A 12941-nucleotide genomic window follows, 5' to 3' on the forward strand; every position below is an offset into this window, starting at 1 on the left:
TTGTAGAGGACGGCCGCCCTTTTTTGCAACTAGTTGCACAAGAGGGCGGCGTACGCCACACGGCCGCGCCCGGCGGGCCTCGTCAGCGGCTCTCGAGCCGCACGTGCAGTTCCCGCTCCTGGTCTCCGGAGGCCATGCTCAGGTCCTGCACGGTGAACAGGGAGTCCAGGGTGGTGCGGAACCTCTCGATCGCCCAGTAGCCGCCCTGCACGTCGGCCTCCACGGACGCCCCGAGCCCGGCCGGGTCGCACTCGCCCCGGTGCACGTCGGCCACGTCGAAGGTGCCGAGCCACACCGTCGGGCGCACCTCGTCGTACTCCCGGGTCACGTCGCCGGCGTGCCGGTCGGAGGAGAAGCACGCGCACAGGGCGTCGAACACGGTCCGGGCGTCCTCCTTGCTGCACCCGCTCAGCTCCACCGAGACGGACTCGGGATGCAGTCGCTCACCGTCCATCGTGATCGCTCCCTCTCGTGGTCATGCCCGCTCGTGGTCATGCCCGCTCGTGGTCATGGCCCGTACCACCAGAAAAGCACCACCCGCGGTCCGGCGCGAAGGGGCCGGTTCAGTTCCGGGTGAAGCGGTAGGTCTTGCTGTCCGTCAGCACGCAGAAGCCGGGCGACACGACGATCACGCGCAGGGTGCCGCTGCGGCGGTCGTAGTCGATGCCCTCCGCCTCGAAGCCGCCGGAGCAGGCGCTGCGCAGGGGGAGCTGCCGCAGGGCGGTGACGTGGCCGGTCACGTCGGCGGTGCCGCTCGGCGCCGCCGACAGGTCGATCCTCAGCAGCGGCTTGGTGATCCCGAAGAGAGCGCCCTCCGGGTCGTCGGAGGAGCACAGCAGCGTGGTCGCGTCGAGGAAGTCGCAGCCCTGGACGTCGCGCACGGCGTGGTCCAGGTGCACGGTGGCCGCCTGCGGGAGGTTCGCCGAGGGTGAGGTGCCGGGGTTGACGCCGGGGGTCGGGAAGACCAGCAGCCGGTTCATGGTGCCCCACTCGCCCGCCAGCATCCACTGGCCGTCCGGCGAGATGGCGGACCAGGAGTTGTTCAGCGCCTCGCCTGCGCTCAGCGTGTGCACGTACTCCGACCAGCTTCCGTCCGGCGCCTGCACGCGGAACATCTTCGTGTTCCCGTCGTCCCGCTGGTACGGCTCGACGTAGTGGCCGTCGTACGAGGCGTCGGGGTCGCCGACGTGGTTCCAGCCGCGGGTGGCGAGGCCGAGCGGGATGGTGCCGATCCCGGTGTAGCGGTTGGGGCTGCCCGCCGGAACCTCGACCGAGGCCAGGCCCTGGCTCTCGGTCAGCGGGTCGGCACGGTCGGAGCCGACCTCGGTCCAGGTGTCGGCGGCGGGAGCGGCCGCTGCCGCCGGACCGGCGAGGCCGATGGACAGGGCGAGGGCGGCGAGTCCGGTCAGGGCTGCGTGACAACGTTGCCGGGCGCGCAGGGGCATGGGGGGCTCCTCGGTGGGGGTGGCCGGGCGGCACGGGCGGGCGTGGGGCACTCGGCGCACAGTCTGGACTGCCCATGGGGTCATGTACAGACCAACTCCGGACGTACTTCGTGCGGCGGTCGCCGTCCTGCGGGGAGATGCTGGAAGAAGACGGCAGAGCCTCGGAGAATCGGCCCTGTGCGCGGTGGAACGCGGTAGAACAAAGGAGTCGGCATCAAAAGGGCGTGCCGCGTCGAACGGTGAAGGCGGGGCGTGGAATGAGTACAGCCGGGGCTGCCGGGTTCGAGGGCGACGCGTCGCCGCGCGGACCCGTGGGGCCCAGTGGGCTGCTCGACCTGCTGAACGTGGCCTCGATCGTGCTGGACGCCAAGGGCCGGATCGTCCTGTGGAGTCCGCAGGCCGAGGAGTTGTTCGGGTACTCCGCGCCGGAGGCGCTGGGGCGGTACGCCGCCCGCATCATGGTCGACGAACGCCATCTCGACCTGGTCGTGGGGCTCTTCGAGGACGTCATGAAGACCGGCCGGAGCTGGGCCGGTGCCTTCCCCGTCCGGCACAAGGACGGCGGGACCCGGCTGGTGGAGTTCCGCAACATGCGCCTGCTGGACGACCGCGGGGACGTCTACGCCCTGGGGCTCGCCGCCGACCAGTCGACGGTGCGCCGGCTGGAGCGGGACGTGGCCCTGTCCACGAGGATGATCACGCAGTCCCCGATCGGCCTGGCCGTCCTGGACACCGAGCTGCGGTACGTCTCGGTCAACCCGGCCCTGGAGCGTCTCAACGGCATCCCCGCCGGCGATCATCTCGGCCGGACGGTCCCCGAGCTGCTGCCGCAACTGCACGCCGGCCCGCTGGAGGCGGCGGCACGCGAGGTGCTGGAGACCGGGCGGCCCGTGCTCGACCGGCCCGCGACCGGGCGGACCCCCGCGGATCCGGACGAGGAGCACGCCTGGTCGGTCTCCCTGTACCGGCTGGAGGACGCGCTGGGTGCCGTACTGGGCGTGGCCGTCTCGGTCACGGACGTCACCGAGCAGCACCGGGCGAGCGCCGAGGCCGAGGCCGCGCGACGCCGGCTGGCCGCCGTGGCGGACGCCTCCGCGCGGATCGGCACCACGCTGCGACTGGACCGCACCGCCTACGAGCTGGCCGACGTGGCCGTGCCGGGCCTCGCCGACCTGGCGGCCGTGGATCTCCTGGACGCCGTGGTGGAGGGCAGGCGCAGCACCCTGGGCCCGGCCGAGTCCGCGGTGATCAGGGCGCTGGCCGTGCGGGCGGACGACGCCCGGGACGCGCTGCGGGCGGCCGACCGGCCCGGCCAGGTCGCCCGGTACGGGCCCGACCGCCTGGTCACCGAGTGCGTGCGCACCGGCCGGCCGGTGATGGTGGCGCGGGTGACGGAGGAGGACCTGTGGCGCATCGCCCGCTCGCCGGAGGCGGCCGAGCTGCTGCGCCGGGCGGGCGTGCACTCGTACCTGGCCGTACCGCTGATCGCGCGCGGCGAGGTGCTCGGCGCCCTGGACCTGAAGCGGGTCACCAACCCCCTGCCGTTCGACGAGGACGACCTGTTGCTGGCCCGGGAGCTGGCGGCGCGGGCCGCGCTCCAGATCGACAACGCCCGCTGGTACCAGAACGCCCGCGACACCGCCCTCACTCTCCAGCGCAGCCTGCTGCCGAGCCATCCGCCGGTGACGGGCGGTCTTGAGGTCGCCTCCCGCTATCAGCCGGCCGGGGCCACCAGCGAGGTCGGCGGCGACTGGTTCGACGTGATCGAGCTGGAGGGCCGCAAGACCGCCCTCGTGGTGGGCGACGTGATGGGCAGCGGCATCGCGGCGGCGGCCTCCATGGGACGGCTGCGGACCGCGACGAACACCCTGGCCGCCCTGGAACTGGACCCGGCGCTGCTGCTGGAGCACCTGGAGCGGACCACCGCGGGCCTGGACCAGGCCATCGCCACCTGCCTCTACGCCGTCCACGACCCGCACCGGCGGCAGTGCCTGATCGCCAACGCGGGGCACCTGCCACCGGTCCGCCTGCGCGCCGGCCGGCCACCCGAGCTGCTCGACCTGCCCACCGGGGTGCCGCTCGGGGTGGGCGGCGTCGCCTTCTCCACCACGGCCGTCGACCTGGAGCCGGGCGACCGGCTGGTGTTCTACACCGACGGTCTGGTCGAGACGCGCCGGCATCCGCTGGACGAGCGGCTGGACGCGCTCCTCGCCCTGCTGGAGGGGCCGGACCGCCCGCTGGAGGAGGTCTGCGACCTGCTGCTGCGCACCCTGCACGAGCCGGAGAACTCCGACGACGTGGCCCTGCTGATCGCCCGGGTCACCCCGCCGTAGGGCCGTAGGGCACGGTGGACGCGGTCAGTCCCCGACGCCGATCACCACATGCGCGTACAGCTCCTCACAGACCGCGAGGCGGGTCGTCAGGCCGGCCCGGCGGAAGGCGTCCACGGCCGCGGGGGCCTGGCGTTCGCTCGTCTCGACCAGCAGACAGCCGCCGGGCACGAGCCAGCCGGGCGCCTCGGCCGCGACCCTGCGCAGTACGTCGAGGCCGTCGGCGCCGCCGTCGAGGGCGACCAGCGGTTCGTGGTCGCGGGCCTCGGCGGGCAACAGGGCGACCTCGCCGGTGGGGACGTAGGGCACGTTGGCGGCGAGGATGTCCACCCGGCCGCGCAGCGCGCCGGGCAGCGCGTCGAACAGGTCACCGGCGTACACCCGGCCGCCCGCGCCCGCGAGATTGCCGCGGGCGCAGCGCACGGCGACCGGGTCGACGTCGGCGGCATGCACCTCGGGCCGGTCGAGCGCGGCGGCCAGGCCGGCGCCGACGGCACCGGAGCCGCAGCACAGGTCCACGACGACGGCCGCGTGCGGCGCGTGGGCCAGGGCCTCGGACACCAGGAACTCGGTGCGGCGCCGGGGGACGAAGACACCGGGGGCGACGGCGATGCGCAGGCCGCGGAACTCGGCCCAGCCCAGGACGAGTTCGAGGGGCAGCCCGGTGACGCGGCGGTCCACCAGCGCGGTGAGTTCCGCGGCGGTGCCGGCGGCGGTCAGGATGAGCCGCGCCTCGTCCTCGGCGAAGACGCAGCCGGCGGCGCGGAGCGCGGCCACGACGGAGTCGCGCGACGGGAGGGAGGCGGAGAAGAGGGAAAGGGAAGGAGAGGACGCGGGGGACGCGGGAAACGTGGGAGGCATGGAAGCCGAGAGCCTTTCGGGAACCGAAGGGCGCTCTCGCGGTCACCCGATGCCGGTGACCGCACTGCCGTGAGGTGAGAGCACCCGGACCGACACAGCGGTAATGGGTCTCACCTCCCTGACGTCCGGCGGCCGGGGCTGTCCGCGGCCGCCGGTCACACTACCTCAGGCGATCAGTCGCCGTCGGCCTTCCTTTCCAAGTTGTACTGTGCAACTAGCGAGGTGGAGGAGGAGGGAGGACCCGTGACGGCTGGCGAGGTGCCGGATCCGGACGAGAGGACGGTCACCCCGGCGGAGCGCCCGGCGGAGCCCTCGGCGGAGGCGGCCGTGGAGACCATCCAGCGCGAGATGACGGCCTTCGCCCGACGGGCCCGCGCCTCGGCGGGGCGCATGCATCCCGAGCTGTCGCTGGTGTCGTACACGCTGCTCGGGCATCTGGAGGAGCGGGACGGCCGCCGGGCCACCGACCTGGCCGCCCACTACGCCCTGGACAAGTCCACCGTCAGCCGCCAGGTGGCCGCGCTGGAACGCGCGGGGCTGATCGAGCGGCGCGTCGACCCGGACGACCACCGCGTCCAGGTCCTGCACCTGTCGGAGGCCGGGCGGCGCATCCTGGGCCGGGTCACCGAGAGCCGGCGGACGGCCGTACAGGAGCGGCTCGCGGACTGGTCCGAGGAGGACCTGGTCCGCTTCGCGGCGTATCTGGAGAGGTACAACGCGTGGCAGGGCGCGGCGCCGGGCGACGACGAGGCCCGAGCAGCGCTCCGGGACACGTACGGTTGACCGGGTACGCACAGATCACGCCAGGCCGGGGGCGGCCCGTCCCCACGGCCCGAAAGGCCCCACCGCATGAACACCACCCGAGGCTTCACCGGCCGCCCGCGCGCCGCCCGGCCGGGGCTGCCGCCCGGCCAGTACGACGCGGGCGAGGACTGGCCCGTGCTGTCCGCCGAGGTCACGCCCGACCTCGCGCCCGCCGACTGGACCTTCCGCGTGGGCGGTCTAGTGACCGAGCCCCGCACCTGGGACCTGGCCGGGGCCCGTCTGCTGCCGGCGTCCGGGTACGCGGGCGACATCCACTGCGTGACCGGCTGGTCGAAGTTCGGGGTGCGGTTCGGGGGCGTGTCCCTGGACGCCTTCCTGGACGCCGCGGGTCCGCTGCCGTCCGCCACGCACGCCGTCGCCCGCGCGCACACCGGCTACACCGCGGGCCTGCCGCTCGCGGACCTGACCGGTGGGCGGGCCTGGATCGTGTGGGAGTACGACGGGCGGCCGCTCGCCGCCGAGCACGGCGGCCCGGCGCGGCTGGTGGTGCCGCACCTGTACTTCTGGAAGAGCGTCAAGTGGATCGCGGGTCTGGAACTCCTCGACCACGACGAGCCGGGCTTCTGGGAGCAGAACGGCTACCACGCACGCGGCAACCCCTGGGAGGAGCAGCGGTACTCCGGTGACTGAGACATTGACTGAGACGCTGGCTGAGACGTTGACTGAGACACCGTTCGCCGTGCCCGGACGCATCGAGGTGAACGGCCTGGTGGCCGGGGTGTGGCAGCCGGCCACGCTCACGGAGATCCGCCGCGAGACGCCCCACGCGTCGACCTTCCGCCTCGCCGTGCCCGGCTGGGCGGGCCACCTGCCCGGCCAGCACCTGATGCTGCGGCTGACCGCCGAGGACGGCTACCGGGCCCAGCGCCACTACTCGCTGGCGTCCGCACCGGACGACTCCGGGCACATCGAGCTGACCCTCGACCGCGTGCCCGACGGAGAGGTGTCGGGCTGGTTCCACACGGTGGCGCGGCCCGGCGACCGGATCGAGGTGCGCGGCCCGCTCAGCGGCTTCTTCGCCTGGCCCGGCGACCGGCCCGCCCTGCTGCTGGGCGCCGGTTCCGGTGTGGTCCCGCTGATGTCGATGGTCCGGCACCACCGGGCGCTGGGACTGACGGTGCCGCTGCGGCTGCTGGTGTCCGCGCGCGGGCCCGAGGATTTGATCTACGCCCGCGAGTTCGGCGCGGAGACGACACCCGTGTTCACCCGGAGCGCGCCGGCCGGGACGCCGGTGGGCCGGTTGACGGCCGCGCACCTGGCGCCGCCCCTGTCCGAGCCGCCCGCCGGCGGCTGGGAGGCCTACGTGTGCGGATCGAACTCCTTCGCCGAGCACGCGTCACGGCTGCTGGTGGCGGCCGGACAGCCGGTGGACCGGATCCGGATCGAACGCTTCGGCTGACTCGGGGGCCGGGAGCCCGCGCCGGATGGTGAGCGAGGCACGCCGGACTGGGTACCAGAAGAGTGCGGGCACTCGCACACGTGGCGCGACACGGAGACGCGGCGGCCCCCGCGCTCTGACGGCCGTCCGTCCGCTTCTCCGGTCGCGGTGATCGCGGGGAGGTCGACATGCGAACCCGGGTACGCGGCTGGCGCTGGCGGCGCAATCCGCTGCGGCGCCGGTCGGACGTCGTCGAGGCGTGGACCGTGGTGGTGGTCGCCCTCCTGCTGTGCGTGGGCGCACCGCTGCTCGGGGCCGCCACCGCATGGTGGGGCTACGGGCAGGCCCATGCGATCGTCGCGGAGCAGCGGGCGGAGCGGCACCACGTCCGTGCCGCGGTGGTGGACAAGGAGTCCGGCACCCTGTCGTCGAACCAGCTCGGCGGTCAGCACTCGTACCGCGCGACCGTGCGCTGGAGCGCGCCGGACGGTACGGAGAAGAGCACGACGGCGCGGGTGCCGTCCGGCAGCCGGCACGGTGACACGGTCGACGTGTGGCTGGACTCCCGCGGCAAGAGTGTGCCGCCGCCTTCGGACGGTGCCCAGATCTGGCAGCACAGCGCCACCATCGGCTCGTTCACCGTCATCGGGACGGCGCTCACGGTGCTCCTCGCGCACCGCGCCGTACGGGCGGTGGCCCTGCGGCACCGCATGACGGAGTGGGACCGCGACTGGGCCCTCACCGAGCCGGAGTGGACGCGCCGCCGGGCCTGACCTGGTGGGTCGGCGGGGCGCTCACGTACGGTGGATCACCCGTACGGTTCGGTGGATCACCAGTACGGTCCGGCATGTCTCCTCGCAAAGGCGGCTCTCGATGGCCCTGTTCGACCTTCCGCTCGACGAACTGCGCGCCTACCGCAGCGCGTCGGCCGAGCCCGAGGACTTCGACGCGTTCTGGACCAGGACGCTCGATGCGGCACGCGAGCACGACCTGGACGCCCGCTTCGAACCGGTCGACACGGGACTGTCCACGGTGCGGGTGTACGACGTGACGTTCGCCGGCTTCGGCGGCCACCCGGTGAAGGGCTGGCTGACCCTGCCGGCCGCGGCGGCCCAGCCGTTGCCGCTGGTCGTGGAGTTCGTCGGGTACGGCGGCGGGCGCGGACTGCCGCACGAGCACCTGCTGTGGGCGTCCACGGGCCGGGCGCACTTCGTGATGGACACCCGCGGCCAGGGCAGCGCCTGGGGCGGCGGTGGCGGGACCGCGGACCCCGTCGGCGGCGCCCCCGCCTACCCGGGCTTCATGACCCGCGGCCTGGACGCCCCCGAGAACTACTACTACCGCCGGGTCTTCACCGACGCCGTGCGCGCGGTCGAGGCGGCCCGGTCCCACCCGCTGACCGACCCGGCCCGCACGGTCGCGCTGGGCGCCAGCCAGGGCGGCGGCATCAGCATCGCGGTGGGCGGTCTGGTGCCGGACCTGACGGCCGTCGCGCCCGACGTGCCGTTCCTGTGCGACTTCCCGCGCGCGACCACGCTCACCGACCGGCACCCCTACCGCGAGGTCGGCCTGTACCTGAAGACGCACCGCGGCCGGGCCGAGGACGCGCGGCGGACGCTGTCCTACTTCGACGGCGTGCACTTCGCGGCGCGGGGCCGGGCGCCCGCACTGTTCTCGGCCGCTCTGGAGGACCAGACCTGCCCGCCGTCGACCGTCTTCGCCGCGTTCAACGCCTGGCCGCATCAGGACAAGGCGATCGAGGTGTACGACTTCAACGACCACGAGGGCGGCGGCCCCTTCCAGGAGGCCGCCAAGCTGCGCTGGCTGCGCTCGTACGCCTGACGTCCTTGGTGGTGCGTGGGCGGTGCGCGGGCGGTGCGTGGGTGGTGTTTCGGCCGAACCGGCGGACCGGGCTTCCCTGTTGGTTTAGACCAATGATACTTGTGGTGGCGCACCGAGCCCGAGCGGCTACCGTACGTCACCACCAGGAGGGCGCGGCATGGCCCGCTCCACCCCGCACGACCACTCCCCCGCCGACGTCCGGCCCCTGTACCGGCGGGTGGCGGACCAACTGCTGGACGAGCTGCGCGACGACGCCGTACCACCGGGCGAACGGCTGCCGGGCGAACGCCTGCTGGCCGGGCACTTCGGGGTGAGCCGGGAGACCGTGCGCCAGGCCCTTGAGGTGCTGCGCCGGGACGGTCTGCTCACCACCGACCGGCGGGGCAGTCACACCACCCTGCCCGGGCCGCCGGCCGGCAGTCCGGCGCCCCTCGTCTTCCCGGTCGGCGCCCGGGCGGCGGAGCCCCGCACCGGCGACCGGGCCACCGTCGCCTGGGAGGCGCCGCCGCCGGAGCACGCGGCGGCGCTGGGGCTGGTGCCGGGCCGGCCGACCCTGATGCACCGCTACACGTCGGCGACCGCCGGCGGCAGCGGCCGGCGGACGGCCGTCACCTCGTTCTCGGCCGTGGCGCTCACCGAGGTCGAGGAACTGGCCCGCTACCGCGACCGCGCCGACGGCGTCGCCTCGGCACAGCTACGGCGGACCTACGACTGGATGCGCAGGGCGGGCCTGACGCTGTATCACCGCGACACCATCACCCACCTCACGGACACCGCCTCGGTGCGGGTGGTGCGGCGGGTGCACGACCAGTACGAGCGGCCGCTGGAGATCACGGATCTCCTGGTGGACACCCGACAGGACGCGCTGGTCTACGAGTTCACGCTGCCGGCGGCCGGATGACGCCGCGCGCTACGGCAGTCGCCGGGCCACGACCAGCCTGACGCGCGGACTGCCGTCGGGCCGACGCCCGAACCCCGGCAGGGCGTGCAGCTCGGCCCGGAAGCCCGCGCGCGACAGCTCGCGGCCCACGTCCCCGAGCCGGAACGTCCGGTAGTACATGACGAACGGCGGCCGCCACAGCGCGTTGCGCACCCGCATCGCCGCGTCGAAGCCCAGCAGCGTCCAGTATCCCGGGGAGCCGGGCCGGGGCGGGGCCACGACGGGGAAGGCGAAGCGGCCGCCCGGCCGGAGCACGGAGCGCACCTGGCCGAACAGGCCCGGCAGTTCGCGGGGCAGGAAGTGCCCGAACGCACCGAAGCTCACCACGAGGTCGAACGCGGCGCTGAACGGCAGGTCGCGGGCGTCCGCGCGCACCCAGGAGACGGCCGGGCCCGGCGGCAGAGCGCGCTTGCGCGCGACCTCCAGCATCCCCGCGCTGAAGTCGACCCCCGTCACGCTCTCCCGGCACACCCGGGCCAGTACGTCCACGCCCGCGCCGGTGCCGCAGCACAGGTCGAGTCCGGCGGTGAACGGCCCCATCGGCGCCAGCGCGGAGGCCACCGCCTCCAGTACCCGGTCCGGCGTCCGGTACGGGGTGTGGTCGAACTTCGGCGCGAGCAGGTCGTAGCCGCGCTCGACCGACGACAGTGCCTGGACGGCGAGTTCGCGCAGGGTGGGGCCTTCGGGGCTGAACATCCGGTCAGCCTAGGGGCTGTCCGGCGGGCCCGGCCGGGGCACGCCGGTGCCTCAGGACGGTGAGCACATGCTCGCACCAGCGGGCGTTCTCCCGCTCGAAGGTGATGCCTGCGAGCAGCGTGAGGTAGGGGCCGACGCGGTCGGCGTCCCGGAGGTGTTCCTCCTCGGTGCGGCCGTCCAGGAGGCGTTCACGCACGCGTTCGTAGCGGGCGAGCTTGCCCAGGGCCCAGGCCCTGCGCTCCTCGACCAGCGCGCGGACGGCCTCCGGGTCGACGCCGTCCATGGCCTGCATCTTGATCAGGAACTCGTCGCGGATGGCGGTGGGTCGCCGGGTCGGCTCGGCGGCGAAGGCGCCCAGTTGTTCCCGGCCCGCCCCGGTGAGCGAGAACAGCCGCTTGGTGGGCCTGCGTTCCTGCGGCACCGTCCGGGCCTCGATCAGCCCGTCGCCCGCGAGGCGCTCCAGCTCCCGGTAGAGCTGCTGCGGCGTGGCGGGCCAGAAGTTGGCGAGCGACACGTCGAACACCTTGGACAGCTCGTATCCCGAGGCCTCGCCCTCCAGCAGGGCGGCCAGGACGGCGTACTTGAGAGACATGTCGACACGCTAGCAAGCACAGACTACTCTACTCCACACCTATTCAAATAGTTTAGTATGAGGGAGTTGCGATGCGGGCATTCCGCGCGGCCGTCGAGGCACACGACCTGGACGCCGTCGAAGCGCTGCTGGCCGATGACGTGGTCTTCACCAGCCCCGTCGTCTTCAAGCCCTACCGGGGCAAGGCGATCACGGTGGCGATCCTGGGCGCGGTCGAGCGCGTCTTCGAGGACTTCCGCTACGAGCGCGTCATCGGCGAGGCCGACGGCCGCGACCACGCACTGGTCTTCGCGGCGCGGGTGGGCGACCGGGAGATCAGTGGCTGCGACTTCCTGCACCTCGACGAGTCCGGGCGCATCGACGAACTGACGGTGATGGTGCGTCCGCTGTCGGGCGCGCAGGCCCTCCAGGCGGCCATGGCCGCGCAGTTCGAGCGGATCGCGGGGGAGGCGCGGGAAAACCAGGCACGTTCGGCCGACTGAGCCCGGCCCGGCACATGCGGAAACGGAAAGGAAGACGGAAGGGAAGACGGAAAGCAAGAGGGAATAGGCAGCGCACCGGCCGCGTTGACGGGGGTGGGACACTAGCAATGTCCCACCCCACCGCCACGGCATCCCTTCCCGTGGTACGGTGCGATCAGCACTTGTGTACGCCCTCCATTGGGCGCCGGTGCCAGTTTCCCTTCGGTTCGCGGATCCGCCCGTCCTGGTGCGACCGGCGCGTCCGCTTCTCAGCCCAACCTCGTGAGCAGGGTTTTCGCACCCGCTGTACCCGAGGTGCTGTTCCCGCCGTCCGGAGGCGTGTCGTCCGACCCCTCGCGCGGCTTCCCCCTTCCTTCCTTCCGCATGTCCCATGCCGTGTCCTCGAAAGGACCGACCACCATGACCACCACACTCGAACACCCCCCTGTACAGCAGTCCCCGACCGAGATCGCCGGCGGTGTCCTCGACGTCGAAACGGGCGGGAAGGGCCGCCTGCGGGGCAAGAGCCTCCAGCCCGAGCCCACCGACCTCGCCCTCTCCCCCGCGCTGATCCGACGGCACGGGCTGCGCAAGGGCGACCTCGTCGAGGGCGTGCGCGGCGACCGGCGCACGCTGACCGACGTCGTCCGCGTCAACGGCCGTACACCCGACCGGCGGGGCGGCAGGCGGCACTTCTCCGACCTGACCCCGCTGCACCCGTACGAGCGGCTGCGGCTCGAACACCCGGCGGCCGGTCTGACCGGGCGCGTCGTCGATCTGCTCGCCCCCGTCGGCCGGGGTCAGCGCGGCCTGATCGTCGCTCCGCCGAAGACCGGCAAGACGGTCCTCCTCCAGCAGATCGCCGCCGCGGTGGCCGGCAACCACCCCGAGTCCCGGCTGATGGTAGTGCTGCTCGACGAACGCCCCGAGGAGGTCACCGACATGCGGCGCTCGGTGCGCGGAGAGGTGTACTCCTCGACCTTCGACCAGAGCGCCAAGCAGCACATCGCGCTCGCCGACCTGGTGATCGAGCGGGCCAAGCGGCTCGTCGAGGCCGGTGAGGACGTCGTCATCCTCCTGGACTCCCTCACCCGGCTGTGCAGGGCGCACAACAACGCCGCCTCGTCCGGCGGCCGCACCCTCAGCGGCGGCGTCGACGCCGGGGCGCTGCTTGGCCCCAAGCGCTTCTTCGGCGCGGCCCGCAAGGCCGAGGAGGGCGGCTCCCTCACCATCCTCGCCACCGCCCTGGTGGAGACCGGCTCGCGTGCCGACGACTTCTACTTCGAGGAACTCAAGAGCACCGGCAACATGGAGCTGCGGCTCAGCCGGGAGCCGGCCTCCCGCCGGGTCTTCCCGGCCGTGGAGATGACCGGCTCCGGCACCCGGCGCGAGGAGCTCCTGCTGTCCTCCGCCGAGGCGAGTGCCGTGCGCGGGCTGCGGCGTGCCCTGGGGCCCCGGGACGGGCTCTCCGGCCTGGAGACGCTCCTGGAGCGGCTGCGCAGGACGCCGGACAACGCCACCTTCCTGCGGCAGGTGGTGCCGACCCTGCCCGTCGGCGGCTGACACCGCGC

The 12941-nt window shown here is 73.4% G+C and carries 14 protein-coding genes; 9 read left to right on the forward strand and 5 right to left on the reverse strand.

Annotated elements, in window-relative coordinates; translation table 11 throughout:
- Nucleotides 1-82: 82 nt before the first annotated feature.
- Together KUM40_RS30265 and KUM40_RS30270 are read right to left on the reverse strand one after the other, a co-directional pair.
- Nucleotides 83-454 carry a hypothetical protein gene (locus KUM40_RS30265; RefSeq protein ID WP_217169381.1) on the reverse strand — a complete coding sequence of 124 codons (372 nt, stop codon included), beginning with the start codon at nt 452-454 and terminating at the stop codon, nt 83-85.
- A 109-nt stretch (nt 455-563) separates the two neighbouring features.
- Complete coding sequence (locus tag KUM40_RS30270; RefSeq protein WP_217169382.1) at nt 564-1445, reverse strand: hypothetical protein; 882 nt, start codon at nt 1443-1445, stop codon at nt 564-566.
- 257 nt (nt 1446-1702) lie between these two features.
- Between KUM40_RS30270 and KUM40_RS30275 the strand changes: the two genes are divergently transcribed.
- The gene (locus KUM40_RS30275; RefSeq protein ID WP_217169383.1) at nt 1703-3778 is read left to right on the forward strand and encodes a SpoIIE family protein phosphatase; all 2076 of its coding nucleotides are present in this window, start codon (nt 1703-1705) and stop codon (nt 3776-3778) included.
- Between the two features lie 24 nt (nt 3779-3802).
- Here KUM40_RS30275 and KUM40_RS30280 read toward each other — a convergent pair whose 3' ends face one another.
- On the reverse strand, nt 3803-4636 hold the full coding sequence (locus KUM40_RS30280; RefSeq protein WP_217169384.1) for a putative protein N(5)-glutamine methyltransferase: 834 nt from the start codon (nt 4634-4636) through the stop codon (nt 3803-3805).
- A gap of 243 nt (nt 4637-4879) precedes the next feature.
- Here KUM40_RS30280 and KUM40_RS30285 point away from each other — a divergent pair, with 243 nt between their 5' ends.
- The 6 genes from KUM40_RS30285 to KUM40_RS30310 all read left to right on the forward strand — a co-directional run bounded on the left by KUM40_RS30285 (nt 4880) and on the right by KUM40_RS30310 (nt 9582).
- The gene (locus KUM40_RS30285; protein ID WP_374227439.1) at nt 4880-5419 is read left to right on the forward strand and encodes a MarR family winged helix-turn-helix transcriptional regulator; all 540 of its coding nucleotides are present in this window, start codon (nt 4880-4882) and stop codon (nt 5417-5419) included.
- 66 nt (nt 5420-5485) lie between these two features.
- Nucleotides 5486-6091 (forward strand): sulfite oxidase-like oxidoreductase, encoded by a 606-nt coding sequence (locus KUM40_RS30290; protein ID WP_217169385.1) that lies wholly within the window; start codon nt 5486-5488, stop codon nt 6089-6091.
- A 16-nt stretch (nt 6092-6107) separates the two neighbouring features.
- On the forward strand, nt 6108-6860 hold the full coding sequence (locus KUM40_RS30295) for a ferredoxin reductase (RefSeq protein ID WP_217169822.1): 753 nt from the start codon (nt 6108-6110) through the stop codon (nt 6858-6860).
- A gap of 167 nt (nt 6861-7027) precedes the next feature.
- The gene (locus KUM40_RS30300; protein ID WP_217169386.1) at nt 7028-7612 is read left to right on the forward strand and encodes a hypothetical protein; all 585 of its coding nucleotides are present in this window, start codon (nt 7028-7030) and stop codon (nt 7610-7612) included.
- 100 nt (nt 7613-7712) lie between these two features.
- Complete coding sequence (locus KUM40_RS30305) at nt 7713-8681, forward strand: acetylxylan esterase (protein WP_217169387.1); 969 nt, start codon at nt 7713-7715, stop codon at nt 8679-8681.
- A 157-nt stretch (nt 8682-8838) separates the two neighbouring features.
- A complete protein-coding gene (locus tag KUM40_RS30310; RefSeq protein ID WP_217169388.1) occupies nt 8839-9582 on the forward strand; it encodes a winged helix-turn-helix domain-containing protein in 744 nt (247 codons plus the stop codon).
- A gap of 9 nt (nt 9583-9591) precedes the next feature.
- Here the strand turns inward: KUM40_RS30310 and KUM40_RS30315 are convergent, their stop codons facing one another.
- Both KUM40_RS30315 and KUM40_RS30320 read right to left on the reverse strand, forming a co-directional pair.
- On the reverse strand, nt 9592-10317 hold the full coding sequence (locus tag KUM40_RS30315; RefSeq protein WP_217169389.1) for a class I SAM-dependent methyltransferase: 726 nt from the start codon (nt 10315-10317) through the stop codon (nt 9592-9594).
- A 4-nt stretch (nt 10318-10321) separates the two neighbouring features.
- Nucleotides 10322-10909, reverse strand: coding sequence for a PadR family transcriptional regulator (locus tag KUM40_RS30320; RefSeq protein ID WP_217169390.1), 588 nt, complete (start codon nt 10907-10909; stop codon nt 10322-10324).
- A gap of 71 nt (nt 10910-10980) precedes the next feature.
- Between KUM40_RS30320 and KUM40_RS30325 the strand changes: the two genes are divergently transcribed.
- Together KUM40_RS30325 and rho are read left to right on the forward strand one after the other, a co-directional pair.
- Nucleotides 10981-11391, forward strand: coding sequence for a nuclear transport factor 2 family protein (locus tag KUM40_RS30325; protein WP_217169391.1), 411 nt, complete (start codon nt 10981-10983; stop codon nt 11389-11391).
- 399 nt (nt 11392-11790) lie between these two features.
- Nucleotides 11791-12933, forward strand: coding sequence for a transcription termination factor Rho (gene rho / locus KUM40_RS30330; RefSeq protein ID WP_217169392.1), 1143 nt, complete (start codon nt 11791-11793; stop codon nt 12931-12933).
- Nucleotides 12934-12941 lie beyond the last annotated feature (8 nt).

Origin of the sequence: Streptomyces sp. AC512_CC834, from assembly GCF_019049325.1 — a bacterium.
Taxonomy (GTDB): domain Bacteria; phylum Actinomycetota; class Actinomycetes; order Streptomycetales; family Streptomycetaceae; genus Streptomyces.

Excerpts from the sequence above, each read along its gene's own strand:
- KUM40_RS30265 (WP_217169381.1), bottom strand. The coding sequence starts at position 454 with ATGGACGGTGAGCGACTGCATCCCGAGTCCGTCTCGGTGGAGCTGAGC.
- KUM40_RS30270 (WP_217169382.1), bottom strand. The coding sequence starts at position 1,445 with ATGCCCCTGCGCGCCCGGCAACGTTGTCACGCAGCCCTGACCGGACTC.
- KUM40_RS30275 (WP_217169383.1), top strand. The coding sequence starts at position 1,703 with ATGAGTACAGCCGGGGCTGCCGGGTTCGAGGGCGACGCGTCGCCGCGC.
- KUM40_RS30280 (WP_217169384.1), bottom strand. The coding sequence starts at position 4,636 with ATGCCTCCCACGTTTCCCGCGTCCCCCGCGTCCTCTCCTTCCCTTTCC.
- KUM40_RS30290 (WP_217169385.1), top strand. The coding sequence starts at position 5,486 with ATGAACACCACCCGAGGCTTCACCGGCCGCCCGCGCGCCGCCCGGCCG.
- KUM40_RS30300 (WP_217169386.1), top strand. The coding sequence starts at position 7,028 with ATGCGAACCCGGGTACGCGGCTGGCGCTGGCGGCGCAATCCGCTGCGG.
- KUM40_RS30305 (WP_217169387.1), top strand. The coding sequence starts at position 7,713 with ATGGCCCTGTTCGACCTTCCGCTCGACGAACTGCGCGCCTACCGCAGC.
- KUM40_RS30310 (WP_217169388.1), top strand. The coding sequence starts at position 8,839 with ATGGCCCGCTCCACCCCGCACGACCACTCCCCCGCCGACGTCCGGCCC.
- KUM40_RS30315 (WP_217169389.1), bottom strand. The coding sequence starts at position 10,317 with ATGTTCAGCCCCGAAGGCCCCACCCTGCGCGAACTCGCCGTCCAGGCA.
- KUM40_RS30320 (WP_217169390.1), bottom strand. The coding sequence starts at position 10,909 with ATGTCTCTCAAGTACGCCGTCCTGGCCGCCCTGCTGGAGGGCGAGGCC.
- KUM40_RS30325 (WP_217169391.1), top strand. The coding sequence starts at position 10,981 with ATGCGGGCATTCCGCGCGGCCGTCGAGGCACACGACCTGGACGCCGTC.
- rho (WP_217169392.1), top strand. The coding sequence starts at position 11,791 with ATGACCACCACACTCGAACACCCCCCTGTACAGCAGTCCCCGACCGAG.